The 25,588-nt window shown below is 43.8% G+C and carries 28 protein-coding genes; 24 read left to right on the top strand and 4 right to left on the bottom strand.

Annotation, left to right across the window (positions count from 1 at the left end):
* The first annotated feature begins 10 nt into the window (after positions 1 to 10).
* From V1L52_RS08230 to V1L52_RS08185, 10 genes are all read left to right on the top strand, one after another.
* A complete protein-coding gene (locus tag V1L52_RS08230; protein ID WP_428768654.1) occupies positions 11 to 874 on the top strand; it encodes a type II restriction endonuclease in 864 nt (287 codons plus the stop codon).
* Positions 875 to 1,138 (top strand): hypothetical protein, encoded by a 264-nt coding sequence (locus V1L52_RS08225; RefSeq protein ID WP_428768652.1) that lies wholly within the window; start codon positions 875 to 877, stop codon positions 1,136 to 1,138. It abuts the gene before it with no gap.
* Positions 1,135 to 1,419 carry a hypothetical protein gene (locus V1L52_RS08220; protein WP_428768651.1) on the top strand — a complete coding sequence of 95 codons (285 nt, stop codon included), beginning with the start codon at positions 1,135 to 1,137 and terminating at the stop codon, positions 1,417 to 1,419. Before V1L52_RS08225 ends, V1L52_RS08220 begins: the two co-directional genes overlap by 4 nt.
* Before the next feature lie 111 nt (positions 1,420 to 1,530).
* On the top strand, positions 1,531 to 2,322 hold the full coding sequence (locus V1L52_RS08215; protein WP_428768650.1) for a DNA-methyltransferase: 792 nt from the start codon (positions 1,531 to 1,533) through the stop codon (positions 2,320 to 2,322).
* 140 nt (positions 2,323 to 2,462) lie between these two features.
* Complete coding sequence (locus V1L52_RS08210; protein WP_428768648.1) at positions 2,463 to 2,618, top strand: hypothetical protein; 156 nt, start codon at positions 2,463 to 2,465, stop codon at positions 2,616 to 2,618.
* Positions 2,619 to 2,834: 216 nt separating this feature from the next.
* A complete protein-coding gene (locus tag V1L52_RS08205; protein ID WP_428768647.1) occupies positions 2,835 to 3,059 on the top strand; it encodes a BrnT family toxin in 225 nt (74 codons plus the stop codon).
* On the top strand, positions 3,004 to 3,294 hold the full coding sequence (locus V1L52_RS08200; protein WP_428768645.1) for a BrnA antitoxin family protein: 291 nt from the start codon (positions 3,004 to 3,006) through the stop codon (positions 3,292 to 3,294). The genes V1L52_RS08205 and V1L52_RS08200 overlap by 56 nt, the downstream gene beginning before the upstream one ends.
* Positions 3,295 to 3,403: 109 nt before the next feature.
* Positions 3,404 to 4,045: a hypothetical protein gene (locus V1L52_RS08195; RefSeq protein WP_428768643.1), complete on the top strand. Its 642-nt coding sequence runs from the start codon at positions 3,404 to 3,406 to the stop codon at positions 4,043 to 4,045.
* Between the two features lie 37 nt (positions 4,046 to 4,082).
* The gene (locus V1L52_RS08190; RefSeq protein ID WP_428768642.1) at positions 4,083 to 4,523 is read left to right on the top strand and encodes a DUF5680 domain-containing protein; all 441 of its coding nucleotides are present in this window, start codon (positions 4,083 to 4,085) and stop codon (positions 4,521 to 4,523) included.
* A gap of 295 nt (positions 4,524 to 4,818) precedes the next feature.
* Positions 4,819 to 5,130 (top strand): type II toxin-antitoxin system Phd/YefM family antitoxin, encoded by a 312-nt coding sequence (locus V1L52_RS08185; RefSeq protein WP_428768640.1) that lies wholly within the window; start codon positions 4,819 to 4,821, stop codon positions 5,128 to 5,130.
* A gap of 454 nt (positions 5,131 to 5,584) precedes the next feature.
* Here V1L52_RS08185 and V1L52_RS08180 read toward each other — a convergent pair whose 3' ends face one another.
* Entirely contained in the window at positions 5,585 to 6,226 is a 642-nt protein-coding gene (locus tag V1L52_RS08180; RefSeq protein ID WP_428768638.1) for a peroxiredoxin, read from the bottom strand.
* A gap of 184 nt (positions 6,227 to 6,410) precedes the next feature.
* On the opposite strand from V1L52_RS08180, the gene V1L52_RS08175 reads away from it, so the two are divergent.
* From V1L52_RS08175 to V1L52_RS08125, 11 genes are all read left to right on the top strand, one after another.
* Positions 6,411 to 6,890 carry a chemotaxis protein CheW gene (locus tag V1L52_RS08175; RefSeq protein WP_428768636.1) on the top strand — a complete coding sequence of 160 codons (480 nt, stop codon included), beginning with the start codon at positions 6,411 to 6,413 and terminating at the stop codon, positions 6,888 to 6,890.
* On the top strand, positions 6,890 to 7,918 hold the full coding sequence (locus V1L52_RS08170; RefSeq protein WP_428768634.1) for a DegT/DnrJ/EryC1/StrS family aminotransferase: 1,029 nt from the start codon (positions 6,890 to 6,892) through the stop codon (positions 7,916 to 7,918). Before V1L52_RS08175 ends, V1L52_RS08170 begins: the two co-directional genes overlap by 1 nt.
* Before the next feature lie 23 nt (positions 7,919 to 7,941).
* A complete protein-coding gene (locus V1L52_RS08165) occupies positions 7,942 to 8,787 on the top strand; it encodes an NAD(+)/NADH kinase (protein ID WP_428768633.1) in 846 nt (281 codons plus the stop codon).
* Entirely contained in the window at positions 8,780 to 10,480 is a 1,701-nt protein-coding gene (gene recN, locus V1L52_RS08160) for a DNA repair protein RecN (RefSeq protein ID WP_428768631.1), read from the top strand. Before V1L52_RS08165 ends, recN begins: the two co-directional genes overlap by 8 nt.
* 1 nt (position 10,481) lies before the next feature.
* A complete protein-coding gene (locus V1L52_RS08155) occupies positions 10,482 to 11,285 on the top strand; it encodes a hypothetical protein (protein WP_428768629.1) in 804 nt (267 codons plus the stop codon).
* A 288-nt stretch (positions 11,286 to 11,573) separates the two neighbouring features.
* Positions 11,574 to 12,674, top strand: coding sequence for a BMP family lipoprotein (locus tag V1L52_RS08150; RefSeq protein WP_428768628.1), 1,101 nt, complete (start codon positions 11,574 to 11,576; stop codon positions 12,672 to 12,674).
* A 135-nt stretch (positions 12,675 to 12,809) separates the two neighbouring features.
* Entirely contained in the window at positions 12,810 to 14,354 is a 1,545-nt protein-coding gene (locus tag V1L52_RS08145) for an ABC transporter ATP-binding protein (protein ID WP_428768626.1), read from the top strand.
* Positions 14,351 to 15,556 (top strand): ABC transporter permease, encoded by a 1,206-nt coding sequence (locus V1L52_RS08140; RefSeq protein WP_428768624.1) that lies wholly within the window; start codon positions 14,351 to 14,353, stop codon positions 15,554 to 15,556. Before V1L52_RS08145 ends, V1L52_RS08140 begins: the two co-directional genes overlap by 4 nt.
* The gene (locus V1L52_RS08135) at positions 15,556 to 16,461 is read left to right on the top strand and encodes an ABC transporter permease (protein WP_428768622.1); all 906 of its coding nucleotides are present in this window, start codon (positions 15,556 to 15,558) and stop codon (positions 16,459 to 16,461) included. The genes V1L52_RS08140 and V1L52_RS08135 overlap by 1 nt, the downstream gene beginning before the upstream one ends.
* 3 nt (positions 16,462 to 16,464) lie before the next feature.
* Complete coding sequence (locus V1L52_RS08130; RefSeq protein ID WP_428768620.1) at positions 16,465 to 17,691, top strand: HD domain-containing protein; 1,227 nt, start codon at positions 16,465 to 16,467, stop codon at positions 17,689 to 17,691.
* A 26-nt stretch (positions 17,692 to 17,717) separates the two neighbouring features.
* Complete coding sequence (locus V1L52_RS08125) at positions 17,718 to 18,635, top strand: LysM peptidoglycan-binding domain-containing protein (RefSeq protein ID WP_428768618.1); 918 nt, start codon at positions 17,718 to 17,720, stop codon at positions 18,633 to 18,635.
* A 13-nt stretch (positions 18,636 to 18,648) separates the two neighbouring features.
* Here the strand turns inward: V1L52_RS08125 and V1L52_RS08120 are convergent, their stop codons facing one another.
* The 3 genes from V1L52_RS08120 to V1L52_RS08110 are packed head-to-tail and all read right to left on the bottom strand — an operon-like array spanning position 18,649 to position 21,742.
* A complete protein-coding gene (locus tag V1L52_RS08120) occupies positions 18,649 to 19,242 on the bottom strand; it encodes a 3'-5' exonuclease (protein ID WP_428768616.1) in 594 nt (197 codons plus the stop codon).
* Positions 19,232 to 20,998: a phospho-sugar mutase gene (locus tag V1L52_RS08115; RefSeq protein WP_428768614.1), complete on the bottom strand. Its 1,767-nt coding sequence runs from the start codon at positions 20,996 to 20,998 to the stop codon at positions 19,232 to 19,234. Before V1L52_RS08115 ends, V1L52_RS08120 begins: the two co-directional genes overlap by 11 nt.
* 18 nt (positions 20,999 to 21,016) lie before the next feature.
* A complete protein-coding gene (locus V1L52_RS08110; protein WP_428768612.1) occupies positions 21,017 to 21,742 on the bottom strand; it encodes a lysoplasmalogenase family protein in 726 nt (241 codons plus the stop codon).
* A 119-nt stretch (positions 21,743 to 21,861) separates the two neighbouring features.
* On the opposite strand from V1L52_RS08110, the gene V1L52_RS08105 reads away from it, so the two are divergent.
* From V1L52_RS08105 to V1L52_RS08095, 3 genes are read left to right on the top strand one after another with little or no spacing between them, the layout of a single operon-like run.
* Positions 21,862 to 22,107, top strand: a complete 246-nt coding sequence (locus tag V1L52_RS08105; RefSeq protein ID WP_428768610.1) for an OadG family protein — start codon at positions 21,862 to 21,864, stop codon at positions 22,105 to 22,107.
* A 29-nt stretch (positions 22,108 to 22,136) separates the two neighbouring features.
* Positions 22,137 to 24,188, top strand: coding sequence for a sodium-extruding oxaloacetate decarboxylase subunit alpha (oadA, locus tag V1L52_RS08100; RefSeq protein ID WP_428768608.1), 2,052 nt, complete (start codon positions 22,137 to 22,139; stop codon positions 24,186 to 24,188).
* A gap of 17 nt (positions 24,189 to 24,205) precedes the next feature.
* Positions 24,206 to 25,588 (top strand): sodium ion-translocating decarboxylase subunit beta, encoded by a 1,383-nt coding sequence (locus tag V1L52_RS08095; RefSeq protein ID WP_428768607.1) that lies wholly within the window; start codon positions 24,206 to 24,208, stop codon positions 25,586 to 25,588.

Raw genomic sequence — 25,588 nt, 5'->3', positions numbered from 1 at the left:
GAGTAAAAAAATGACGGAGAGAAATTTTCAAATTTGGCTTTCACATTTTAGATATAGTATTGCTGATTTTAATTATTACATTGATTTCAAAAAAGTTTATAAAAATGTAGATGCTATAAAAATTGAGTTGAATATCTTGAATTCATTAATTGGTTCAAATAATATCGAATCAGATTTTGAAAATTTAGTGAGCAAATATCCAGAAATCTTAAAATGTATTCCAATTTTACTTGCTGTTCGTGAATATGAAATTTTCGCAGGTGAAAATGGAGATGTAAAACTTTATACATTCAATAAACAAATTAACACCATTGATGATTATAAATCCTTTATGAAAAAAACAGGACTTTTTGATCTTTTATCAAATCACATCATAAACAATTTATATGATTATGTAACAGGTGTTGAAACAGGACTTGATTCTAACGGGCGTAAAAATCGTGGCGGTCATCAAATGGAAGACCTTGTAGAAAATTACATCCAAAAAGCTGGATTCAAACGTGATTTAAATTATTTTAAAGAAATGTATATTTCTGAAATTTCAAAAAGATGGAATATAGATTTATCGGCTGTTTCAAATCAAGGGAAAATGGAAAAACGATGGGATTTTGTTGTAAAAACAGATAATTGTATTTATCTTATTGAAACAAATTTTTATGGTAGCGGCGGTTCAAAATTAAATGAAACAGCACGCAGTTATAAAACAATTGCAATAGAAATGAAAAATGTAAAAGGTGCAAAATTTGTTTGGTTTACTGATGGAGCTGGTTGGAAATCAGCATCAAGAAATCTTGAAGAAACATTTGATGTTCTTGATGACATTTATAATATAAATGATTTACAAAATGGAATAATGGAGGAAATATTTAAATAAATGAATAAAAGAGAAATTCCTACTATTGTCAGAGGAAAAAAATTATTAATTCAATTTCCTGTAAATGACCACTTTCAAATTGGTATATTTCAAGGAGAATTATCAGAATTTGATATTTTAGTAAGATATAAACAATTAATTAATGGGAAATGGACTCAACATAGAACTCCTAAACATATTCATTGGGCTGTAGATATTTTAATTAAACAACATGAAGTACCAGAAGCAACTGATAAGTTTTTAGATTTTTTAATTGCACAATGACTTCTATCACTCCTATGAAATCAAAAGAAGATAGAAAAAAGGCCTTGGATTTTGATACCCTAATGGAAGAAACTGAAAAAGAATCAAAAAACTATTCCGAATTAGCAAACAAAGGGGAATATAGTATAAAATTTATTATTTTGCTTGCAAAGCTCCTTATGCTTCAAGAAAAAACAAATAGAGAAGATGCATATATGTTCAAAAAGGTATTAGATAAACTAAAAAAACATTCTGAAATATTTTTTTTAGTTTCAGCTGCAACATTTAATGGTAGCGGTTAATAGGAGTTATTTATTTCAATAAAATCATATTATCGTTCAAACAATCTAGATTTTACTCTCGCAAAAGGCAATTGTTTAGAATTACTTCCAAATATTAATTTTGAATTTGATATGATATTCGCTGATCCTCCATATTTTTTATCTAATGGAGGCTTTTCTGTACAAAGTGGTAAACAAGTTTCTGTTAACAAAGGTGACTGGGATAAATCACAAGGTTTTGAAAAAGATAATGAGTTTAATTGGCAATGGCTTTCTATTTGTCGAGAAAAATTAAAACAAAATGGAACAATTTGGATTTCTGGAACTTATCATAATATTTTTAGCGTTGCTCAAATGTTAAATGAATTAGATTTTAGAATTCTAAATTGCATTACCTGGGCAAAAACAAATCCCCCTCCAAATCTTTCTTGTAAATTTTTTACTCATTCTACAGAGTTTATTCTTTGGGCTCGCAAAAATAAAAAAGTTACTCATTATTATAATTATGAACTTATGAAAGAAATAAATGGTGGTACACAGATGAGAGATTTATGGAGTTTACCTGCAATCGCTAAGTGGGAAAAGTCTTGTGGTAAACATCCAACTCAAAAACCCTTACCGCTTTTAGCAAGAATTATTTTAGCTTCAACAAGAGAAAATGATTGGATTTTAGATCCATTTACTGGTTCAAGTACTACTGGAATTGCAGCAAATTTATTAAATCGCCGGTTTTTAGGATTAGATAAAGAAGAAGATTTTTTAGAAATTTCTAAAAAACGGCGTGAAGAAATAAATGATTTAAAAACACGATATGAATATTGTGAAAAAATTATTAAGTATTCGGATAAACCATTAAAAGAAATATTAGAAATCCACGAAGAAATTCCATATTTCGGAATAGATTTACCCGTAAATAAAACATAACACAGTTTTCAAAGCCGACAGGCAGTTAAGCTGCCTGCGGTTTAAAACAATGTTAGGTTGACCTGCCTAAAGGCAGGCAGGTGCGGAACCGACCTATAACATTTATTTCGATCTGAAAATAAATATTATAGTAGGCAAGTATGGCATTTTGGGAAATGTTTGCAACTCAAAATTTTTATGATGGAAAAAAATGGCGGAATAAGGGTGAAAAATTGAATTTACCACCAAAGGAGATCTTAAACCCACAGTTTTTGATATCTCCAAAGCTACTAAAGAGAAATTTGGGAAAGATTTGAGTCCATTTTTTAAGTTTCGTGATTAATTTTAGATTATACAATTTTTTTGATTTTAGATATATTAAAATTATAAAGTGGCAGTATGACTGTATAAAATAATTTGTTTTTCGCTAAAATAAAAGTGTATGTATTGAAAATATTGCAAAAAGTATGTATAATATATTATGACATTTGAATGGGATAATGATAAAAATGAAATAAATATAAGGAAACATAATGTTTCATTTAAAGAAGCTCAGTAAGCTTTCTTTGATAAAAAATAGAATTATATTGTATGATGAAAGACATTCGGATAAAGAGAAAAGGTATTTTTGTCTTGGTAAAGTTGAAGATAAAATATTGACGGTAGGTTTTACCTTACGTAATGGGAATATTAGGATAATAGGTGCCGGATATTGGAGAGAAGGAAAAAGAAAATATGAAGAAGAAAACGGAATATAGCGATGTTCCTAAACAAGTAGCTGAGTCAATATCATTATCGGAAAGAATTGATGATTTCTTGCCGCCTCCTGACAGATTAATAAGAAAATCTGAAAAAGTAAAAATTACGATAACGCTCGATAGTGCAAGTGTTGCATTTTTTAAAGCTTCCGCAAAGAAAAATAATGTAAAATATCAAACAATGATAAATGAAATATTAAGCAAATATGCTGAAAGATATAGTTATACGATTTGATAATTATAAAAATTAACCTAACCCCCGCTTAACCAGACATTGCGGACAAACCTTGTTACAGGTTGAGCGAATGATGCGGGCTGTCGGGTGGGCAGCAAAGGAGTAAAAAATGAAATTAAATAAAAAGATGCTTATAGTCTTATCGATTCTTTTTATTGTTGATGTAACCTGTTTTGCAAAAATAATCGGAAGCAGATTTAAAATAACCGAATCCGAAAAAGAATTCGACGTTATCTATTACCTTACGGAAGATATGAAAGTAGAGCAAAATAAACAAAATAATGATGTAAATATTACACAAACGTTTAAAATTGAAAAAAACGGACAAAAAGGCGAACTAAGATATTCATTATTTACGGATATGGGAGAAGACGATTCCGACATAAAGATGCAATATGCTATGTGGGTTTTTATGTGTATCAATAATATTGCAGGCTTTGAAGTTCCCTCAAATATAATAAGTTCATTTAATGATAATGATGTAAAAAATGAATTTAACGGCAATTTCGGATGCACGGCTTTTTTACAAGATCCCAAATCGGAATATTCGGAAGGTTATAAGTATATGATGGTTGAGTTTTTCTATAAAGAAAAACAAGGGCTTGTCATGAGAGTATTCTTATTCAATGGTATTGATTTTGCAGGAATTAATGAAGACGGCAGTATATCGGCTGAAAGTCCTTTATTTACAAATTACCATACATTTCGATTTATGGAAAAAGACGAAAACGGCAACTTTATAGATGAATAGCCGATTTTAAAACACGGTAAAAAAGAAGAAGGAATCCATGGACACACAGCTGATTGATTTTTTAATTAGGGCAAAAAAGAAAACATATGCCGGAAAAGGCTCGGAAACGGCTTCTTCAAGAATAAAGTCGCATGATTTAATATACCGCGAAAAAGATTTGATGTATTACGACACCTATTTGGGCGCCGAGCGCTTTGCAGGCCAAGAAGCCCTGTGGATTTCGAATAATCCGTATTGGGCAATGAATTATATCGGACGCGTAACGGGCGAACATTTCAGCGGCGACTTTTTGAAAGAAGCTTTGCTGAATGTACCGTTCGAAAAACCTTTTAGAGGACCTGAAACATATATAAACGGCGATTATGAATATAAGTGTTCCGCGGACGGGGACTTTAATTGGTTTCAGGGCAAAGAAACAATCAGCTTTAAGGGCGGAAAAATCTATGAATGCCGATTCCACGGCGGCTTGATAAAATAACGGCATTCTGGCAACTGCTTTAAATCGAATGCGGAACAGGAAAGCAAACATGAATACAAGTGAATGTGAACACGTATTAAATTGTGAACTTATAGAACAAACCGCATTCGAATCTCTTGTAAAAAAAGCATAACGGCAAACATCAACCATATATGGAAAGCCGCGCTCAAAGAGTATTGCTTTATATAATCAAGTCAATGAATCCCGTCTTGTTTTTGTGCAAAAATATGTACAATTAGGGTATAATAGACGAAGGTTAATCTTTACAGCGCTGTATGATTTTAGGGAGATTCCTATGATTACGGAAATGACAATTTCGGAAGCAAAAAAGAAAATTGCATCCCTTGAAAATACAATGGATTATGCTGATACCATCTCCATTACCAATCACGGCAGAGAAATCTTTGCTCTTATGAAGTGGGATACATATGAGAGTATTCGCGAAACCTTGGAAATATTATCGGATAGAGAGCTTCCAAAAAATCTTGCTATAGGCATTCAACAAATTAAACAAAATAAATTACTCGATTTTGATTTATTTAAATTATACATCCCGCCTTCAAAAAGAACGCTCAAGGGGATTTCCATGCAAAATACATCTCCGTAATCAAAAACCGGTACCGAATAATTTTGACCGCCGAGCCCTTCAAAATACGCGCTTTCTATATCCGGGCGAAGAATTCTTCCGGCTCCTCATTGCCCAGAGCAAAAAATACTTTTGAAAGCGTTATTTTATAATAAATATGATAATTTCCGTCCTTATAGGATATTGCCTGAACATAGTCAATGCATGAGATAAGTAAAAACGAAAAGAAAATGACGAACGCGAATTTTATACATCGACTGACTGAGGTTTCATATATACTATTTTATATCGAATTATGTAAAACGGCAAGACGCAATTCAAACGGTTTTACCTTTGCTCCTTTGGCGGCTCCTTCCGTTCCCGCTCCGGGATAAAAAAATGCCCGAAATCATGCGACTTCGGGCATTTTGATTTTTACATGTAAAACTTTTTTATATTAAAGGCGGACAAAATAAATAAGCCCGCTTTTAAATTTTTACAGCTTTTTATATGCAAACCACCAATCGAAGGAGTTTGCCATACCGCGGCGCTCTTCGGCTGTTTTTTCATCGCCTGCAGGAGGAATAATAACCTGGTCTTGAATCAATTCGTTGTTCGGCCAGTTTGCGGGGCAGGCGACACCGTTTTTATCGCTTACCTGCAGCGCTTTAACCGCACGCACGATTTCGTCCATATTGCGGCCGATTTCCTGAGGATAGTAAATCATGAGGCGAAGTAAACCGTTCGGGTCTACAACAAATACGGCGCGAACCGTGTTGGTACCCTTACCGGGGTGAATCATGCCGAGATTTGAGGCAACCTTTCCCATATCGTCGGCGATAACGGGAAATTCGATTTTGGTGTTCAATTTATCGTTGATAAATTCGGTCCACTTAATATGCGACTGTACTTGATCTATAGAAAGTCCGATTAATTCGCAGTTTAAAGCTCTAAAATCATCGTAGTGCTTTTGAAACGATACGAATTCGGTGGTACATACGGGGGTAAAGTCCGCCGGGTGCGAAAATAATACAAACCATTTTCCCTTGTAATCTTCGGGGATGTTCATCATTCCGTGGGTTGTTTTAACCGTCATTGAGGGAATCTTTGCGCCGAGTAAGGGCATTCCGTTTTCCATAAAATACTCCTTTGGTATATTTTAGATTAGTATCATATTTGTACTAATTACAATTTTAGTATACTGATACTTTTCTATAATGTCAAGAGCTTTTGCATACTTTTACGAGATATCGATCAATCTTATATGCCGATTCTTACTTGTTTTTTTTTATATTCTGTGTTAACCTGTAGTAGGAGGTATTATGGCAGCCGGCGATACACAATTTCAACTTGTAACATTCCAATTAGGTGCGGAACTCTACGGTGTAAATATTATGGACGTCAAAGAGATTGTAAAAACTCAAAGCGTTCGTCCTATTCCTCATGCGCCGCATTATGTTGAAGGAATATTCAACTTACGCGGTGAAATTATACCCGTAATTAATCTGCATAAACGTTTCCGCTTGGAAAAGCCTGCCAGCGATGAGTTTGACGGTGAGATGAGCGGTTTGATTATTTTGAATCTTGACGGTATCAAAATCAGTATTATCATAGACAGAATTTCACGCGTTGTTATGATTAATTCTTCGGATGTAAAACCCCCGCCTCAAATGCTGACGGGTATCGGTTCCGAGTACATTCTCGGCGTTGTTCAGCAGGCTAATGCTTATTTGATTGTCCTCGATATACGCAAACTCTTTGATCCCAAAGAACTGCAAAAGCTGATCAGTACGCAAAACTGATGAACATACGAACGTTCAGTCCGACAATCCGCAGAAAAGAAATGGACGCGGTTTTAACCTGCATGGTGGAAGAAAAACTGGGTCCGGGTGAGCTCAACGGACGGCTTATTCAACAGGTAAAAGAAAATTTCGGTTTTAACGGCGCCTTTGCCGTGCGCAGTCCCGCCATTGCTTTAAAATATGCTTTGCGGGCTTTGGATTCGGAAGCGGGCAGTGCCGTTATCATATCGGCCCTTGCTCCCGCGTGGCAGTATACCGCCGTAACGGAACTCGGTTATACGTGTATTATCGCCGACGTATCCGCCGAAACCGGTCTTGTGATTCCGGAAACCGTCGAAGAAGCGGTGAAAGCCGGCGGCCGTGTCCTCTTATTATACGAGGGTCTCGGACAAATACCCGATTGTACGGCTCTTCTTGAACTCGGTATTCCCGTTATTGAAGATATTTCACAAAATGCGGGAGCGGTTATAGGCGATAAATGTACGGGAACCTTCGGAACCTTTGCCATACTCGGTCTTGAAGAAAACGATATCTTAACGGCCGGGGGGGGGGCGGTTCTTGCCGCAGCACAAAGCAGAAACTGGTCGCCTCTGCGTAAAATGGCGGACCGGGCGCCTTCTACCGACCTTTTACCCGATATAAATGCGGCTCTTGCCTATATTCAGCTTAAAGAAGCCGCCCGCAACGAGCAGATCCGTAAAGAAATATACGAAGTATATATACGTTCTCTTATGCAGGGCCGTCATAAAACCTTTTCCTGCCAAATAGAATATGCGGTACCTGCCGTCTATTCCTTTCCGGTTATACTTTCGGGTTCTTTTAAAGATGTCAAACAGTATGCGGCAAAAAAAGACATAGCTGTAGCTCAAGCTTATGAAAACTCGGTTATTTCGGTTTTTCCGGATATCTGCGCTCATTGTCCGCAGGCGAATTCTTTGGCTTTGCGCTGCGCTCTTTTTCCGCTGTACCCGCGTTTGGGTTCTTCCAAGGCGCAAAAAATCGCAAAGGTGCTGGCTACGCTGCCCTAAGACCTGTGTAGCGGAAGGTAAAGATGACGTGTATAACGGTGGTCAATACATATAAAAAAGAAGCTTCACATCTTTGTACACGGATAAGCGATTTTTTGCATAAAAAGGGACACCGTTGTATACCTGCCGATTTTTCAGGCGCCGACGTTCCTTTTCCCGTAAGCGAGTACGATTGTGTTATAACTCTCGGCGGCGACGGTACCGTTTTATATGCCTCTCGCCGGTGTGCCGAAAGCGGAAAACCCGTTGTACCCGTTAATTTGGGAGAATTCGGTTTTATTGCGGGCATCCGGCCCGAAAACTGGAAAACCGCTTTGGAAGATTTTTTTGCGGGCCGCATGCCCCTTGTCGAGCGTTCCCTGGTTAAGGCCGAAGTTTTGCGCCCCGGTTCCGAAGAAACGGTGTATTCGGGAACCGCTTTAAACGATATTGTCCTTTCGGCTTCGCAAGCCGCCAAAATCGTCGAAGTTGAAGCGGGGACGGCTTCGGCCGCCTTCGGTAAATTTAAAGCCGATGCCGTTATCGTTTCAACTTCAACCGGCTCAACGGCGTATTCGGCTGCGGCCGGCGGTCCCATTGTCGATCCTGCTCTGGATGCCCTCATTTTGAATACCGTTTCGGCCTTTTCGCTTTCAAACCGCCCCTTGGTGCTTCCCTGCGATGCCGAACTGTTTATTACGCTTTTGCCTTCACGAAGCGAAGCTTTTATACTCAGCTTTGACGGTCAAGTGCATGCACCCGTTGAACCCGGGTATAAAATCCGTATTAAAAAGGCCGAACGCAAGGTTTTGCTTGCAGGCTGCGATTCGTCGGTATTTTATACGGCTTTGCGCTCGAAATTAGGCTGGTCGGGAGGTCCGCGTGCTTGAAGATATTCACATAAAAGATTTTGCCCTTATAGACAGCGCTTCTTTGGAATTTAACAAGGGCTTTACCGTTTTAAGCGGTGAAACCGGAGCCGGTAAATCCATTTTAATAGGGGCTATTTCTTTTTTGCTCGGAGGCAAGGGCGGTGTCGAACTTATACGAGCCGGAGCCGCCGAAGCTCAGGTAAGCGGAACCTTACAGGTAAAAAAAGATTTTGCCCCCGTTTGCAACTGGCTTGAAGACCGCGGCATTCAACCGGATGAAGAACGCCTTCTTATACGCCGCCTTATCAGGTCAAACGGAAAAAGCGCCGCATGGATACAAAATGTCCCCGTTACCCGTCAGGATTTAGCCGAATTGACGGCCTGGTTTATCGATATTCACGGTCAGCACGAGCACCAGTCCTTAATGCGTACTGCCGAACACCGCCGCTTTTTGGATTCATATGCCGGCATAGAAGCCGAAGTTGACGCTTTTACTTCACTTTATGCCCGCCTTGTGGAAAAGCGCTCTCTTTTGGCGGCTTGTGATGAAAGCGACGGTAAGCGCGAAGAAAAAATCGAGCTTTTGCGTTTTGCAATTGACGAAATAAATGCCGCCCGCTTACGTGAAGGAGAGGATGCCGAGCTGTCTCAGGAAGAAAACCGCCTTTCCCAATACGAAAAACTCTATCAGGATATAGAAGGTTTTTCCGGCATTGTAAGCGGAGAACACGATAACCTTCTTTCGGCTTTAAAAAAGGCGAAAACCCACCTTGAACATGCCGCCGGTATGGATGAGTCTTTGGAAGCTCTGAGCGGACGTCTTGAAACGGTTTTTTACGAGCTTGACGATATAGCGGAAGAAGTGCGCTCTTATGCGCAGGCCCTTGTTTTTGACCCTGCGCGTTTGGAAGAAGTACAGGAACGTTTGGCTCTCTTTTTTAAACTGAAAAAAAAGTACGCGTCTTCGGTTCAAAGTCCTCTGAGCGATGTTATCGCCTATGCGCAAAGCGCTTCACAGCAGCTTGAAGCCCTCTCGTATGCCGATACGAACAGGCAAGTACTCGCCGATGAAGTTGCCGCTTTGGAAAAGCGGGCATATAAGGATGCCCTTGCTATTTCGCAAAAACGGCATTCCGCCGCCGATGCAATGGCCCTTGCCGTTGAAAAAGTACTCGCCGATTTGGGCATGAAAAATACGCGCTTTTGCGTCCGCATCGAACAAAAAGAAGCCGTATCCGACGATCAAAAATGCGGCCCCTACGGTATAGATAATATAGAGTTTCTTATTTCGGCCAATCCGGGAAATCCGCCCAAACCTCTTGCAAAAATCGCATCGGGCGGAGAATTGTCCCGCGTTATGCTTGCCCTTAAAACCGTTTTAAACCGCTCGGATACAACCGGTACCCTTATCTTTGATGAAATCGATACGGGTATCGGAGGCGAAGTTTCCGTTGCCGTCGGAGCACACCTTAAACAGCTCGCCTCATCGCGGCAAATTTTATGTATAACGCATCTTGCAAGTATTGCCGTTTATGCCGATAATCAAATAAAGATCGAAAAAGCGGTTGTGCAGGGAAGCGCTTCCACGAGGGTGTATCCGGTAAGCGGAGAGGAACGTGTTGAAGAAATAGCCCGTATGTTGTCCGGAGATGCGGTCAGTGCCGTTTCTCTCGAACATGCCCGCAGCCTGCTCAGTACCTACGGAGGATGATATGGCTAAAGTTAAAGATGAAAACAGAGAATTATTTTCGGCAAAAATGCAGCCTTATAAAGATATTATAGATAAGATTTTCGAAAAAGAAAAAAATATGCTTGCGCTTATGGCAAAAGATAAGGCGGGACTTTCGTATAAACGTGTGCTTTTAGCCGAAGATATGATTTATGTTACGACCCTCTATGTTCTTATTAACAATCTGTCGGTGGAAATCCTTTCGCTTAAAAATATGGATGCCTTAAACGAGGGACGTAAAACCCTGTATAAGGCGATTATCTATTTGGAAGAAACCGTTACCGATTTAATTGATGCTCCTTTTTCCGATTACGAAGATAAGGTTGCCGAAATTGCCAATATTCCGCTTACAAAACGGTACGAGTTAAGCCGTAAACTGGGGCTTGCCATCCGCCTTGTTATCGATGCCTACGGCGATAATACAAAGTGGAGATGGACCTTTATTGAATTGAATGCCCGGTTTGCCGCCGTTTCAAAAAATATGATGGACATGAAGGCTGCCGCAAAGATTTATTTTGATCCGCGCAATCCCGATTACGATACCGCCGTATATTATTTTCGTTTGGTAAAAAAACTCTTGGGCGAATCTGCGGACGGGTACCGCGACCGCTATGAGCTTTCAACCCGCCGCTTGGATGATATACGGCTCGGCATAAACTTCTTGATAGCTTTGCGCCGTATTCAAATCGCCTTGAGCGAAACCGAAGATGCCGAAGAAACCAAAAAAAAGGCGGTTGTGTGGAAAGCTAAAATGGATGCCGACCAAAAAAAAGGCCGCAGCAATTAAAACTTAATGCAAAAGACGGTTTTGATTACCGGCGTTTCCGGAACAATGCGCCGCGAAGTTCTTTTGCGGATTGTCTCGGTGCCGTAAAAAACGTCGGCTGCCTGATTCACTGCGCCGCCCTTATCCCGCCCGCATCGGTTTGAAAGAGAATACGCGCTTTTTTCGGTTCTACGGCTTCCTGTTTTTTATTTTAATCAATATCGTAAATTTTTTATCTTGTGTTTTTTCCGAAAGTGCGGTATGATGGTATCGTAAATAAGGACAAATGTCCTTTGGAGGTAATAAACAGTGAAAAAGCTTATTCTTGTATCGGCAGCCGTTTTATTGACTGCCGGAATGTTGTTTGCAGGCGGCAATAAGGATGCCGCTGCAAGTACGCAGCCTACGGTTCGTCTTATCACCGATGCGACGGGTATTGACGATAAATCCTTTAATGCGGCAGCTTGGCGCGGTATTTTGGAATTCTACGGTGATACCTGGGAAAATCAAAAAAACCGCGGAAAGTTATATGAAGTGGTTACCTGCGAAACACGGGATATGTATGTTCCGAACTTAAAGCAGGCGGCGGACAAGGGCTATGACCTTATCATTGTAACGGGCTTTACCTTTGCCGATGCGGTCGGTGAAGTTGCCCCCCTGTATCCCGATCAGAATTTTATGATTGTAGACGTAGACTGGGTAAGCAAGCCCAATCTCGCCGAATACGTATATTCGGAAGAACAGGGCTCCTTCCTCGTCGGTGCGGCTGCCGCTTTGCAGGCCCAAGCCGAAGGTGTTAAAAACCCGAAATTCGGTTTTATCGGCGGTGTTCCCGGTGCAACCATTACCAAATTCGAAATGGGTTATGTTCAGGGTATCCGCGCGGTATTGCCCAAGGCCGAAATCGTAGACTACTATGCAAACGACTGGGGTGCTCCCGAAAAAGCCAAGGCACAGGCTAAAAACTGGTACGATTCCGGCGTAACGACCATTTTCTCCGCAGCGGGCGGAACCGGAAACGGAACCATCGCACAGGCAAAAGAATACCGCTCGCAGGGTAAAAAGGTATGGGCAATCGGTGTAGACTCGGACCAGTATACCGACGGTATCTATGCCGACGGAAAATCGGCTGTTTTAACCTCAATGATTAAAAAAGTTGAAACGTCCACCTTCCTTTCTTTGAAAGCCGTTGCCGATAAGTCCTTTAAGGGCGGCGTGTACAAGCTTGATTTGGCCGGTAAGGGTGTCGATTATTCAACGACAAACAAAGAATTAAAGAGCGAAGTCGTAAAAAAAGTCAATGCGATGAAAGCCGATATTATTTCCGGAAAAATCAAGGTTATCGGAACCTATAAAGAAGCTTTGGCCGCAGGTCTTGTTCCTGCCGGTTTGGGCGCAAAAGACGACTGATTTAATTCGGTTGTAAAACAGCTTTAGGAAACCTGTTTTATTCGGCGAATTTAACCGGTCTTCCTCATTAAAAAGTTTTATACCGCAGACGGATGCTTAAGGGCTTTGTCTGCGGTTGTTTTTAGCAGGCGGAAAATGGAACACAATGCAATAGAGATGATCGGCATCACAAAAACCTTTCCCGGTATTATCGCAAACGATGATGTAACGATTTCGGTGCGTGAAAACGAAGTTCTTGCCCTATTGGGAGAAAACGGGGCGGGAAAATCGACCCTTATGTCGGTTTTATTCGGAGCCTACGAAGCCGACCGCGGTGTAATCCGTATCAGGGGAAAAGAAGTAAAAATTAAGGACCCGAATGCGGCGACCGCATTGGGCATCGGTATGGTACACCAGCATTTTAAATTGGTACACAATTACACGGTTACCGAAAATATCGTACTCGGTATGGAGCCCGTGGGCCGTTTCGGAATGCTCGATTTAAAGAACGCGGCAAAACGTGTTGCGGAATTATCCGAGCGTTACGGTCTTATGGTAAATCCGGACGATAAAATCGAAGATATTACCGTAGGTATGCAGCAGCGGGTTGAAATTTTAAAAACGTTGTACCGCAATGCCGATATCCTTATTTTCGACGAACCGACCGCCGTTTTAACCCCTCAGGAAATCGATGAATTGATGAACATTATTCGGCGCCTAAAGGCCGAAGGTAAAACCATCATCATTATTACCCATAAATTGGAAGAAATAAAAGCGGTTGCCGAGCGCTGTACGGTACTGCGCCGCGGAAAACTCATCGGAACGGTTACCGTTGCCGATGTAACCGAGCAGGACCTTGCCGAAATGATGGTAGGCCGCGCGGTTAAATTTCAAATAGATAAGGCTCCGGCCAATCCGGGAAAAGCCGTTTTGGAACTTAAAAATATTTCGGTAAAAAACAGCCGCGGCCGCCTTGCCGTAAAGGATTTGTCGCTTGACGTACATGCGGGAGAAATAGTCGGTATTGCGGGCGTTGACGGCAACGGTCAAAGCGAATTGATATATGCGATTACGGGTATGACTCCGGTTGAAAGCGGTTCCGTTTTGCTTAACGGAAAGGATATTACAAAGTACGGTATCCGCGAGCGTATAGAAGCGGGGATCGGGCACATTCCCGAAGACCGGCAAAAACACGGGCTTGTATCCGACTTTACCGTTTCGGAAAATATCGTGTTAAAAAATTATTATAAGGCGCCCTACAGTTCCAAAGGCGGCTTATTGAATTATCAGGCAATCCGCGACAAAACGGCTTCTCTTATAAAGGACTTTGACGTCCGCGCGGCCGAAGGCGTTGCAACCCTTGCAGGCAGCATGTCCGGCGGTAATAAACAAAAGCTGATTATTGCCCGTGAGATCGAATTGTCGCCGGAAGTTCTCGTTGTCGCCCAGCCGACGCGCGGCTTGGATGTCGGTGCAATCGAGTATATCAGAAAACGCATTGTAGACGAGCGGGATAAGGGCAGGGCGATATTATTGGTTTCTTTTGAACTTGATGAAATCATGAACCTTTGCGACCGCATCGCAACCATTTCCAAGGGCAGTATTGCCGGTATTTTTAAAGCCGGTGAGGTTACCGAGCGGGAAATCGGCGTTATGATGGCGGGTTCAAAAAATAAAAATACAAAAGAGGTGCCGGCATGAAGCAACAGGTTTTAAAAAACACCCCTCATAAGGGCGGCATAGTAAACTTTTTACTGCATTCCGACGGCGCCGTTTCGGTTTTGGTCGTTATTTTGGGATTTTTATTCGGCGCCCTGCTTATACGGCTTGTCGGACGCAATCCCGTCGGTATGTATAAATCCTTTTTCCAAGTGCTTACGGGTATTTTTTGGAACAATAAGGGTGTTATGAAATGGGAAGTGCGCTATATCGGCGAATGGCTGAATATTTCGGTTCCTTATATTTTATGCGGCCTTACGATGGGTTTTGCCGCGCGTGCCGGTTTGTTCAATATCGGAGGAGAAGGGCAGTATTTATCGGGTTTGACTATTGCAACCGTTTTGGCAATCTATCTTCCGCAAATTCCCGTTCTGCATTGGTTTATCGCTATTCTTGCCGCGATTCTTTTCGGTGCGGTATGGGGAGGGATCGTCGGCTTTTTAAAGGCAAAATTTGAAGTGTCGGAAGTCGTTGCGACGATTATGCTCAACTATATAGCCTTATATATATCGCGCATTATTATTTTGGGGATTCCCGGATCAAACACCTATCAAACCGTAGCATTTCCGAAAACGGCTTTGATACGTGTCGCTTTTTTGGATGCCCTTACCAACGGTTCAAAATTGAATTTGGGATTTTTCTTTGCCGTTATTTCCGTTATCGTGTATTGGTTTTTAATGGAAAAAACGAATTTGGGCTTCGGCCTTCGGGCAACCGGCTTTAATAAGGATGCCGCCCGTTATGCCGGAATTCCGGTTGTTAAGAGCATTGTGCTGTCGATGGCGATTTCCGGGGCTTTTGCAGGTCTTGCAGGAGGCGTTGTCGCCCTCGGTTCTTTTAATTTCGGGCGCGTTCCCGTTGTACTGGAAGGATACGGATTTACGGGTATCGCGGTTGCCCTTGTCGGAAATAATACCGCAGGCGGAACCCTGCTTGCAGGTCTTTTATTCGGTATGCTTGCGCGTGCCCAGGGTATTATGCAGGATAACGGAATCCCTAAAGAAATTACCTTTATCATTCAAGGCTTAATCGTAGTCTTTATCGCATTGCGCGCAGGCTTAAAAATCTATTTACAGTGGCGCTTAAAAAAAGACCTTGGAAAAACCGTACAAAAATCCGCCTCCGGCGTCGGTGCCGATACTGCCGGGGCGGCACATACCGAAGCCCCCAAGGAGGATAAATAATGGACATTATACGCGGACTTCTTCCTTCAATATTGATGATTGTATCTCCGATTTTAATTACGGCTGCAGGCGGTATGATTTGCGAGCGTTCCGGTGTTGTAAATATAGCCCTCGAAGGTCTTATGGGGATCGGCGCCTTTACCGCGGCGGCATCTCACGTGCTTTTGGAGTCAAACTTTCCCGGTTCCGTTTGGCTTGCGCTGTTTTTAGGCGCCTGTATGGGAACCCTTATGTCGCTTATTCACGCCTATGCGGCGGTTTCTCTTAATGCGGACCAAACTATTTCGGGTACGGGTATAAATCTGCTTGCAAGCGGTTTGACGATTTTCTTTTCGCAGATTTTGTTTAATGCCGACCGCACCCGTCCCTATAAAATGGGTATGCTTCCCGGCTGGGGAGGTATCTATCCGACCGCCCTGGTCGCCCTTACCGTGATTCTTATCGTGTGGTTTATTTTATATAAGCTGCCCTTCGGTTTACACTTACGCGCATGCGGAGAACATCCCCATGCGGCCGCTTCGGTCGGTATCAATGTACGCCGTATGCGTTATATTGCCGTTTTGGCATCCGGTTTTTTGGCGGGTTTGGCCGGAGGCTGTCTTGTTTTAACGCAAACCATTCAATATACGTCAACAACGATAAACGGTGCAGGTTTTATAGCTCTTGCCGCCGTTTCTTTCGGGCGATGGCGGCCCGCAGGTATTACCGGCTCTTCTTTGCTGTTCGGCTCTGCAGTTGCCTTTGCGATTTACGTTGTAAATATTCCGGCATTGAGGACCCTCTTTCCGTCCGAATTTTTCAGTTTACTGCCCTATGTAATTACCCTGCTTGCCCTTGTGGTATTCAGCGGTAAAAACTACGCGCCCGCCGCGGACGGTAAACCCTACGAGCAGGGGTCAAGTTAGAAAATGATTACAAAGGATTTGATTTTAAAGCTGTTTGAAGGATTTTCGATAGAGCGCTGGACCGATTTGGTGCGCCCCTTTGAATTGATCGAAATGGATAAAAGTGCCGAAAAAATGGTGCTGGCCTATATTATCGGTAAATTCGAAGAAGAAAAGGGGCACGCCGTCGATTGGGATTGGATGATTTACGCCTCCTTATTCGAGCTTTTCAGAAAAATAGCTTTATGCGACATCAAATCACCCCTGCAGCGCCGCATACGCACCGAATATCCCGACGAGTATCGGCGCTTAAATGAATGGGTTGCTTCTCAATATAAGGATATAATAAAAGACGATGAATTATATAATCGTTTTTATGCCTATTTAACCGAAAGTGAAAAAGAAACTCATATAAGTGCGCGTATTTTTAACGCGGCGCATAAATTTTCGGCATTGCGCGAATTCGAAATGATTGCCGGCGTAAACGAAAGATACCGTTTAAAAAACATCGAAAAAGAATTAAATGCGGATATACGTTCTTTTTTGGATTTGGAAGGCTTGCAGCTTTTGGTTGCAAAGCAGAGGCCCTATGAGTTTTTAATGGTACTTGAACAGCTCCGTTTTCAAGTGAGATGGAACCAAACCCCGCGCGTACCTAAAACAACCGTTCTCGGGCATTCTTTTTTTGTCGCTTTGGTTACCCTTTTATTGGCTCGGCGCTACGAAAAATCCTGTGCCGACATGGGCATTTCTTTCAGCCTCTGCCCGAAGCGGCGTTTTAACAATTTTTTTTCAGGACTTTTTCACGACCTTCCCGAAGCGGTAACGCGCGACATTATATCGCCGGTAAAGCAGGCAACCGACACCCTGCCGTCGATTGTAAAGCTTATAGAAGCCGAAACCGTCGAAAATGAATTAAAGCCGCTTATGGAAGATATTTATGCGGATGAGCTTATGTATTTTACCGGTGATGAGTTTGAAAACAGAGTGCTTGTTGACGGAGAATCTCGTGAGGTTTCGTTTGAAGACTTAAACACTCTCTATAATGAAGACAGGTTTTCACCGGTTGACGGGCGTTTGGTACGCATTGCCGATCATATAGCCGCCTTTGTGGAAGCCGACAGTTCAATACGTTACGGTATCACTTCGATGCAGTTGGAAAACGGCAGAAAAAACCTTTTGGACTTGTATCCTAAAGGAAAAATCATCAACGGTTTTGAACCCGCTTCTTTTTTCTCCTTTTTTCTGTAAATATCCGTTTTAAAAATGCCGAATATATGGATATGAGAGTTTTTACCCGCATAGCTATTGTTTTATGTATGTGTACCGCCGCTTTATACGGCGAAAATATACGGCATACCGTTGTCAAGGGAGATACCCTGTATTCGCTTGCAAAAAAATACGGTGTGACGGTTGATGAAATCAAAACCGCCAATGCCATGAACGCAAACGATTTATATGCCGGACAAAAACTGACTATTCCCGCAAAAAAAGTACCGCGTCAAATAACCTATGAAAGCTATACGGTCGAAGCCGGCGATACCCTTTACGGTATTGCCCGGCGCTATGATATAAGTATCGAAGAACTGCGCGAAATAAACGGCCTTTCATCAAACTCGGTGTTAAAAACTTCTCAAAAATTAAAGGTGCCGTCAAAAACCGGCAGCCTCGCTCAAGGCGCTGTATATCCTGCAGTCTCCGGTTCTTCCTCTTCATCCGCTTCAACGGAAGCGGCCCTTGCAAATGCAGCTTCCGGATCAAACGCTTCCGTTTCCGCACCTCCTGCCCTCATCGATTCGGACAAGGGATTGCGCTCTTACACAAAAAAAACGGGGGATGCGAATCTGGTATGGCCCGTAAAGGCAAGTGAAGTTCTCTATGTTTCCGGTAAAATTTCGGGCGTTGCCTTAACCGGCGGAAAAAACGAGCATGTTACCGCAATCCGCTCCGGTACCGTTATGTTCAGCGGGGTATACCGCGGCTTCGGTCAAGTGGTTTTTGTACAGGCGCCGAACGGCCTTATCTACGTATATACCGGCCTCGATACCCTTTCGGTTGCAAAGGGACAGCAGGTCAATTACGGCCAGCAGCTCGGCGTTATCGGAAGCGACCCCATATCGGGCAAAAACCTCATCAATTTGATGGTCTTTAAAAACGGAACCCCCATAGACCCCGCCAAGGCCCCGCGGGGATAGGGGATTGTTTTAATTAAAACAACATATTTTCCGCGGGATGTTTTGTGCGGTATTCGGCGATACAGCGCAAAAATACTTCGCGGCACACAAGGGCGTCGTCCAATGCGCGGTGAGCCTGTCCTGCGGGAATCGAAAAGCTTTGGGCTAAAAACTGCAAATTGTGCTTTTCAAGCTGAGGAAACAGTTTTCGTGCAAGGTAGACCGTATCGGCTGCGGGTATAAAGGGCTCTCCTATAAGTTTCAAGCCTGCGCGGGCAAGTTCGGTATTTACAAAATCCACATCAAAGCCCGCATTATGGGCTGCAAGGCGCGTTCCTTCAATGAAGCTCAAAAAACCGCCTGCGGCATCCGCAAAAAGGGGGGCGGTTTTAAGCATCTCATCATCTATGCCGTGTACTTTAAACGACCCCGCAGGCATAGCCCGCTCGGGATTTATCAAAATATTGAACGTGTCCCGAAGGCCGTTTTTATCGAATTTAACCGCGCCTATTTCTATAACGCGGTCGCTTGACGGATGCAAGCCGGTCGTTTCGGTATCGAAGGCGGTAAACACCGCCCCCGATTCAAACATTTTCACGAGGTCGGCAGGTTTTATTTTATGCCGCATCCAACACTGCCTGAATTTCTTTTTCTATGGCCGAACACAGCTTTTCCGCGGTTTTTTTTGCTTCGTCCAAAGAAGGAGCGTTCAATATAACGGCATTTATATAGAATTTGATTTTCGGTTCGGTTCCGCTCGGCCGCGCGCTTACAATCGTTCCGTCTTCAAGGAAAAATTGCAATACATTGCTTGAGGGTAAGTCCAGTTTTTCGCGTGTACCCGGGTTTTCCGGATTGTATGCAACTCCGTCTCCGATATCGCGAATTTTAACCACCTTTTTTCCGCCGAGCGTTTTTAAGCCTTCGGCGCGCAGTTTTGCCATGATTTTTTTCATGGTTTCACCGCCTGAAGCGCCTAAAAAGTTTTTTGATATCGAGCGGTCTTCAAAATAGCCGTGTGTTTTGTATAATTCCTCCAATCTCTCTAAAAGGCTTTTCCCTTGCGAGCTCCAATAGAGGGTCATCTCCGCATACATTGCAGAGGCGGAAACCCCGTCTTTATCGCGGACTTCCGTTTCAACGTTGTAGCCGTAGCTTTCTTCAAAGCCGAAGATGTAATTACGGTTTTTCTTTTCGTCGTATCCGTTCATAACCGAGGCGATCCACTTAAAACCGGTTAAGCATTCGTCTACATGAACGCCGTTTGCTTTGGCGATATAATCGACCATCGGAGAGGTAACGATTGAGCGGATGATTGAGGGGTTTTGCGGCATTTTGTTCAATTCTTTGCGCGATAAGATTATGTAGTCGGCAAATAAAACACCCATTTGGTTGCCGCTTATCAAAGTCCAATTTCCCTTCGAGTCGGGAACGGCGCTTCCGAAGCGGTCGGAATCGGGGTCGGTTGCCATAACCGCGTCGGCTTTTTCTTTTTTTGCCAAGTCAATCGCCATCTTAAGGGCGGGCGCTTCTTCGGGATTGGGCTTTTCGACTGTCGGAAAGTTTCCGTCGGGGCTGCGCTGTTCGGGAACGGTGATGACCGTTAAGCCCAAATCGCCCAAAACCTTTTCAACGTGCATGGCGCCCGTTCCGTGAAGGGGCGTGTAGACAACCCGAACTTCCTTTGCTTTTTCTTTAATCAGGGCGGGGCGGAATAGTTGATTTTTACACATAGTCCAGTATTTTTCATCGACTTCGTTGTCCACAAGGATTATCTTTCCCTGTTTAACGGCTTCGTCTTTTGAAATCATGCGTACCGACTCTACCTTGTTTACTTCGTCGATAATGCCCTTGTCGTGCGGAGGCGTTACCTGAGCTCCGTCCGCCCAATACGCCTTGTAGCCGTTGTATTGGGGCGGGTTGTGCGATGCGGTTACGACAACGCCCGTTGTACAGCCGTATTCGCGCACGATGTATGAAAGTTCCGGAGTGGGGCGAAGACCGGTAAACAAATAGACGGTAAAGCCGTTTGCGGCGAATATACAGGCGGCGGCTTCGGCAAAAACGTCCGAATAACGGCGAGAATCGTAGGCGATTGCGGCTTTAAGTTCTCCCTTGGCGGCTTTTTCGCTCATAGCTTTGATACAGTAATTGGCAAGGCCCTGGGTAGCTTTATGAATCATCAGGGTGTTCATGCGGTTTGTGCCGCCTCCGATAATACCGCGTAAGCCTCCCGTTCCGAATTCAAGATTTTGATAAAAGCGTTCGGTCAGTTCGGCCATATCGCCTTTTTTCAGCAATTCTTCAACTTCCGTACGGAAATCGGCATCCTTTTCTTCGCGAATATAGGCCTCGGCCCGTTTTTTAATTTCTTCCGTTGTCACAATAACCTCCGTAATATATTAGAATAAAGAGCAAAAGCCCCATGCAATACAAAACTGTGCGCCTATATATGTAGACATTACTACAAAGCGCGATTGAAAAAAGGGTTTTATAAAAATAGTGTGCGATAAAACGCTGTCCGATACAAGAAACAAAAGGGTTCCCGTATACAGTTTAACGAGGGGGACGATAAGGTGTTGAGCATCTTGAGCATATGTAAAACCGGCAATGCGCAGTAACACGAGGATACTGAATGCCGCCAGTATGCCCCCGTACAACAGCACTCCGGCTCCTATGAGGCCGCGGGGTTTTTTGACCGCCAGCCAGCTCAGGTATAAAGCCGCTGAGTACAAGACTACGGCAATCAGGATGAATAAAAAAGAGGGGGCACGGAAGGGAACAAAAATCGACAGTACCGCAATGTAAAGAAAGTGTCCGGCTAAAAAAGCACACAAGCCCTTTATCATTGTCGAGGGTTTAACATCTCCCAATAAAAAAATATCGCCCGCATTTCCGGCCGCCAAAGCCGTACAGACAAGTATAACCGGAATGATTGAACCTTCCGCCGGCTGTCCCGCTTTAAAACGGATAATGTAAAAGGCGGCGATACCCGCTATAAGAAGGGGCATAAGGATAACTTTTGAAAGGTCGGCATACCGTTCTTTACCCGCAAGGCAGGATATCAGGTGAAAGGCTGCAGCGGCAAAAAAGGGCGCACAGCACCATAGAAACGAATATTCAATCATATCGGTATTATAATGTATTTTCGCTTCTTGAACAAGATTTATATTTCCGTTACAATTAAAATAACTATAAGGTTGTCCGAAAAGAAGGTGTTTTCGGACAACCGTGATCCGGAGGCTTTATGACAATAACGGAAATGCTGAGCCAAAGTTTGATTTTGACTTTACTCGGTATGGGCGTTGTATTTTCCTTCCTCATTATTATGATTATTTTCATCAGTTTGAATTCAAAGCTGATCAAACTGTTGAAACTCGATCGGGAAGAAAACACGGCAAATACTGCGGCTCCTGCGCAAGGTGTAAACGGAACGAATACGGCAGTTATTGCGGCAATTGCGGCAGCCGTGCGTGAAAAACAAAACAGCTGAAAAACGATTTCTAAACTTAGGAGAGACTTATGGCTAAAAAGGTTCAACTTACGGACTTGGTGCTGCGCGATGCCCACCAGTCACTGCATGCTACCCGCATGACAACTGCGGATATGCTGCCTGTTTGCGATAAACTGGATAAAATCGGTTATTTTTCTTTGGAAGCGTGGGGAGGAGCAACCTTCGACTCATGTATTCGCTTTTTAAATGAAGATCCCTGGGAGCGCCTGCGTCAACTGCACGCAAAGCTTCCCAATACGCCCATTATGATGCTTTTGCGCGGCCAAAACCTTTTAGGTTACCGCCACTATGCCGACGATGTGGTCGATAAATTCGTCGATGCAGCCGCTAAAAACGGTGTCGGTATTTTCCGTATTTTCGATGCGTGTAACGATCCGCGCAACTTAAAACGTGCAGCCGATGCGGCGAAAAAAACCGGAAAACACGTTCAAATGGCTATTTCCTATGCGACCACTCCCTATCACACAAAGGAAGTGTATGCCGATTTGGCAAAATCCTATGCCGATTTCGGTGCGGATTCGATTTGTATTAAGGATATGTCGGGCTTGCTTAAACCCTTTGAAGCCTACGATTTGGTAAAGGCCATAAAGAGCAAGGTCGACATTCCGATAGAAATTCACTCTCACTCGACAACGGGAATGTCCGTTGCTTCTTTAACGAAGGCGGCCGAAGCCGGTGCCGAAATTTTGGATACGGTTATCTCTTCCATGTCGATGGGAACTTCCCACAGTCCGACCGAAACCCTTGTCGAAATCTTCAAGGGTACCGATATGGATACCGGTTTGGAAATCAAACCCCTTTTGGAAATTGCGGCTTATTTCCGCGAAATCCGCAAAAAATACGAAAAATTCGAATCGAGTTTTCTAGGTGCCGATACCCGTATTTTGGCTTCGCAGGTTCCCGGCGGAATGCTTTCCAATATGGAAAACCAGTTAAAAGAACAGGGTGCCGCCGATAAAATCGATGAAGTATTAAAAGAAATTCAGATTGTACAAAAAGACTGCGGTTATATTCCGCTCGTAACGCCGACAAGTCAAATTGTCGGAACTCAGGCCGTCTTTAACGTCTTGTTCGGCCGCTACACAAAACTGACACAGGAAACCCGCGACCTTTTAACCGGCCGCTACGGAAAAACGCCCGCCGCTCCGAATGCGGATTTGGTAAAAGAAGCGCTTAAACAAAATCAAATGGAAGAAGCCGTTACCTGCCGCCCGGCCGATCTTATTCCGAACGAATGGGATAAAATGGAAGCCGAAGCAAAAGAACACGGCGGAGACGGTTCCGTTGAAGACACTTTAACCTATGCCATGTTCCCGAAGGTTGCTCCCAAATTCTTTAAAGAAAGAGCAAACGGCCCGGTTAATTCGGATTCTTTCGTTGTTGCCAAGGCTTCATCCAACGGCAATACCTCAGGCGGAAGCTATACGGTAAACGTAAACGGCACTCCCTACAATGTAACCGCAGGCCCTGCAGGAGACACGATGAGCATCAACGTAAACGGCACGGCTTACAACGTATCATTCGGTGCCGCCGGTGCCGTTCAGGCAGCTCCTTCGGCCCCTGCATCCGGTTCGGTTGAATTAAAGGCTCCCGTTGCCGGAACCCTTTTAAAGCAGCTTGTTGCCGACGGTGCAAACGTTACCGAAGGTCAAACGGTTATTATGATTGAATCCATGAAAATGGAGCTTGAAGTAAAGGCAACCGGAAACGGCCCCATTCACTTCAGTGTAGCTGCGGGAACGGCTATCACCGCAGGTCAGGTATTGGCAACCATCGGAAGCGGCGCTCCCGTACAGGCTCCCGTGCAAGCCGCACCGGCGGCAGCTCCCGCTCCCGCCGCCCCTTCAGGCGGTACGGTTATCAACGCACCCGTTGCGGGAACCTACTTAAAGGGAACCGTTGCCGAAGGCGCTTCGGTTACACCCGGTCAAACAATCATTATGATTGAATCCATGAAGATGGAATTGGAAGTTAAAGCAACCGCTGCCGGAAGCGTACACTTTTTGGTTTCCCCGGGGACTGCAATCAATGCAGGACAGGCCCTTGCCGAAATTAAATAACCGTAGGAGTTTATCTTATGCTTGGTCAAAACGATTATAAAAAAAAGGTACTGAGCCTGACCCTGCTTATTATGGCAATCGCGGCCGTGTTCGCATTTGTGATACCGGTTTTTGCCGGCGGCAGCGAGGGGGAGGTTGCCTCTTTCCGTACAATGAGTACGGCTATAATAAAGGGTTCGGAAAACGTACCCGATATTTCCGTGTCCAAATTTCTTCGCAATACCGTTGAAAATACGGGTATCAATTCCATTATAAACGGGGTTGAAAACGTACCCGATTTAACGGATGCGTCAAAATCGGATGATGTATACGGCTGGCAGCGTCTTATAATGATGGCGGTCGGATTTTTAATCATCTATTTGGGTGCGGCAAAGGGCTTTGAACCCCTCCTGCTTATTCCGATCGGATTCGGAACCGTATTCGTAAACATTCCCGGCGGCGGTATGTACGCCGAACATTCGGGTATGCTTAAAATCATCTACGATATGGGAGTCGGTAACGAGTTTTTCCCGATGCTCATCTTTATGGGTATCGGTGCGATGACGGACTTCGGGCCGCTTATTGCAAACCCCAAAACCGCTCTTCTCGGCGGGGCGGCCCAGCTCGGCGTATTTTTTACCCTTTTCGGGGTTGCGCTGATGAACCTCGTACCGGGTGTAGACTACAATATGCTTGAAGCCTGCGCAATCGCCATTATCGGCGGTGCCGACGGCCCGACTTCCATCTATGTGTCGGGAAAACTTGCCCCCCACATGATGGCGGTTATCGCCGTTGCCGCTTATTCGTACATGGCCCTCGTACCGATGATTCAGCCGCCGATTATGAAGCTTTTAACGACCGAACACGAGCGCAAAATCAAGATGAAACAGCTTCGTACCGTTTCCAAAACGGAAAAAGTCTTGTTCCCTATTTTGATTTTGATTCTCGCCATCCTGCTTTTGCCTTCGGCGGCACCCCTTATCGGTATGCTTGCCTTCGGTAACTTTATCAAGCAGTGCGGCGTAGTGGAACGTCTTTCCAAAACGGCCGAAAACGAACTGATGAACATTGTTTCGATTCTCTTGTCGCTCGGTGTCGGTTCGCAAATGACTCCCGAAAAAATCATGAACCCCAACTCGGTCGGTATTATTATTTTGGGACTGCTCGCCTTTACGATTGCAACTGCCGGCGGTTTGCTTATGGCAAAGTTGATGAACCTTTTCTTAAAGGAAAAAATCAATCCGCTTATCGGTTCGGCAGGCGTTTCCGCCGTTCCCATGGCTGCCCGCGTATCGAACAAGGTCGGTTTGGAATACGATCCGTCAAATTTTTTGCTTATGCACGCAATGGGACCGAACGTTTCAGGCGTTATCGGAACCGCTATTGCGGCTGGCGTATTTATCGCAACATACGGAAGATAA

The organism is Treponema sp. HNW, from assembly GCF_050320395.1.
Taxonomy (GTDB): domain Bacteria; phylum Spirochaetota; class Spirochaetia; order Treponematales; family Treponemataceae; genus Treponema_C.
Note: the sequence above shows the minus strand (reverse complement) of the source record. Positions and strands in the feature narration are given on the sequence as shown.

What these genes read in the sequence shown, in the direction of transcription:
- V1L52_RS08230 (WP_428768654.1), top strand. Translation starts at nt 11, where the DNA reads ATGACGGAGAGAAATTTTCAAATTTGGCTTTCACATTTTAGATATAGT.
- V1L52_RS08225 (WP_428768652.1), top strand. Translation starts at nt 875, where the DNA reads ATGAATAAAAGAGAAATTCCTACTATTGTCAGAGGAAAAAAATTATTA.
- V1L52_RS08220 (WP_428768651.1), top strand. Translation starts at nt 1,135, where the DNA reads ATGACTTCTATCACTCCTATGAAATCAAAAGAAGATAGAAAAAAGGCC.
- V1L52_RS08215 (WP_428768650.1), top strand. Translation starts at nt 1,531, where the DNA reads ATGATATTCGCTGATCCTCCATATTTTTTATCTAATGGAGGCTTTTCT.
- V1L52_RS08210 (WP_428768648.1), top strand. Translation starts at nt 2,463, where the DNA reads ATGGCATTTTGGGAAATGTTTGCAACTCAAAATTTTTATGATGGAAAA.
- V1L52_RS08205 (WP_428768647.1), top strand. Translation starts at nt 2,835, where the DNA reads ATGTTTCATTTAAAGAAGCTCAGTAAGCTTTCTTTGATAAAAAATAGA.
- V1L52_RS08195 (WP_428768643.1), top strand. Translation starts at nt 3,404, where the DNA reads ATGAAATTAAATAAAAAGATGCTTATAGTCTTATCGATTCTTTTTATT.
- V1L52_RS08190 (WP_428768642.1), top strand. Translation starts at nt 4,083, where the DNA reads ATGGACACACAGCTGATTGATTTTTTAATTAGGGCAAAAAAGAAAACA.
- V1L52_RS08185 (WP_428768640.1), top strand. Translation starts at nt 4,819, where the DNA reads ATGATTACGGAAATGACAATTTCGGAAGCAAAAAAGAAAATTGCATCC.
- V1L52_RS08180 (WP_428768638.1), bottom strand. Translation starts at nt 6,226, where the DNA reads ATGGAAAACGGAATGCCCTTACTCGGCGCAAAGATTCCCTCAATGACG.
- V1L52_RS08175 (WP_428768636.1), top strand. Translation starts at nt 6,411, where the DNA reads ATGGCAGCCGGCGATACACAATTTCAACTTGTAACATTCCAATTAGGT.
- V1L52_RS08170 (WP_428768634.1), top strand. Translation starts at nt 6,890, where the DNA reads ATGAACATACGAACGTTCAGTCCGACAATCCGCAGAAAAGAAATGGAC.
- V1L52_RS08165 (WP_428768633.1), top strand. Translation starts at nt 7,942, where the DNA reads ATGACGTGTATAACGGTGGTCAATACATATAAAAAAGAAGCTTCACAT.
- V1L52_RS08155 (WP_428768629.1), top strand. Translation starts at nt 10,482, where the DNA reads ATGGCTAAAGTTAAAGATGAAAACAGAGAATTATTTTCGGCAAAAATG.
- V1L52_RS08145 (WP_428768626.1), top strand. Translation starts at nt 12,810, where the DNA reads ATGGAACACAATGCAATAGAGATGATCGGCATCACAAAAACCTTTCCC.
- V1L52_RS08140 (WP_428768624.1), top strand. Translation starts at nt 14,351, where the DNA reads ATGAAGCAACAGGTTTTAAAAAACACCCCTCATAAGGGCGGCATAGTA.
- V1L52_RS08135 (WP_428768622.1), top strand. Translation starts at nt 15,556, where the DNA reads ATGGACATTATACGCGGACTTCTTCCTTCAATATTGATGATTGTATCT.
- V1L52_RS08130 (WP_428768620.1), top strand. Translation starts at nt 16,465, where the DNA reads ATGATTACAAAGGATTTGATTTTAAAGCTGTTTGAAGGATTTTCGATA.
- V1L52_RS08125 (WP_428768618.1), top strand. Translation starts at nt 17,718, where the DNA reads ATGGATATGAGAGTTTTTACCCGCATAGCTATTGTTTTATGTATGTGT.
- V1L52_RS08120 (WP_428768616.1), bottom strand. Translation starts at nt 19,242, where the DNA reads ATGCGGCATAAAATAAAACCTGCCGACCTCGTGAAAATGTTTGAATCG.
- V1L52_RS08110 (WP_428768612.1), bottom strand. Translation starts at nt 21,742, where the DNA reads ATGATTGAATATTCGTTTCTATGGTGCTGTGCGCCCTTTTTTGCCGCT.
- V1L52_RS08105 (WP_428768610.1), top strand. Translation starts at nt 21,862, where the DNA reads ATGACAATAACGGAAATGCTGAGCCAAAGTTTGATTTTGACTTTACTC.
- oadA (WP_428768608.1), top strand. Translation starts at nt 22,137, where the DNA reads ATGGCTAAAAAGGTTCAACTTACGGACTTGGTGCTGCGCGATGCCCAC.
- V1L52_RS08095 (WP_428768607.1), top strand. Translation starts at nt 24,206, where the DNA reads ATGCTTGGTCAAAACGATTATAAAAAAAAGGTACTGAGCCTGACCCTG.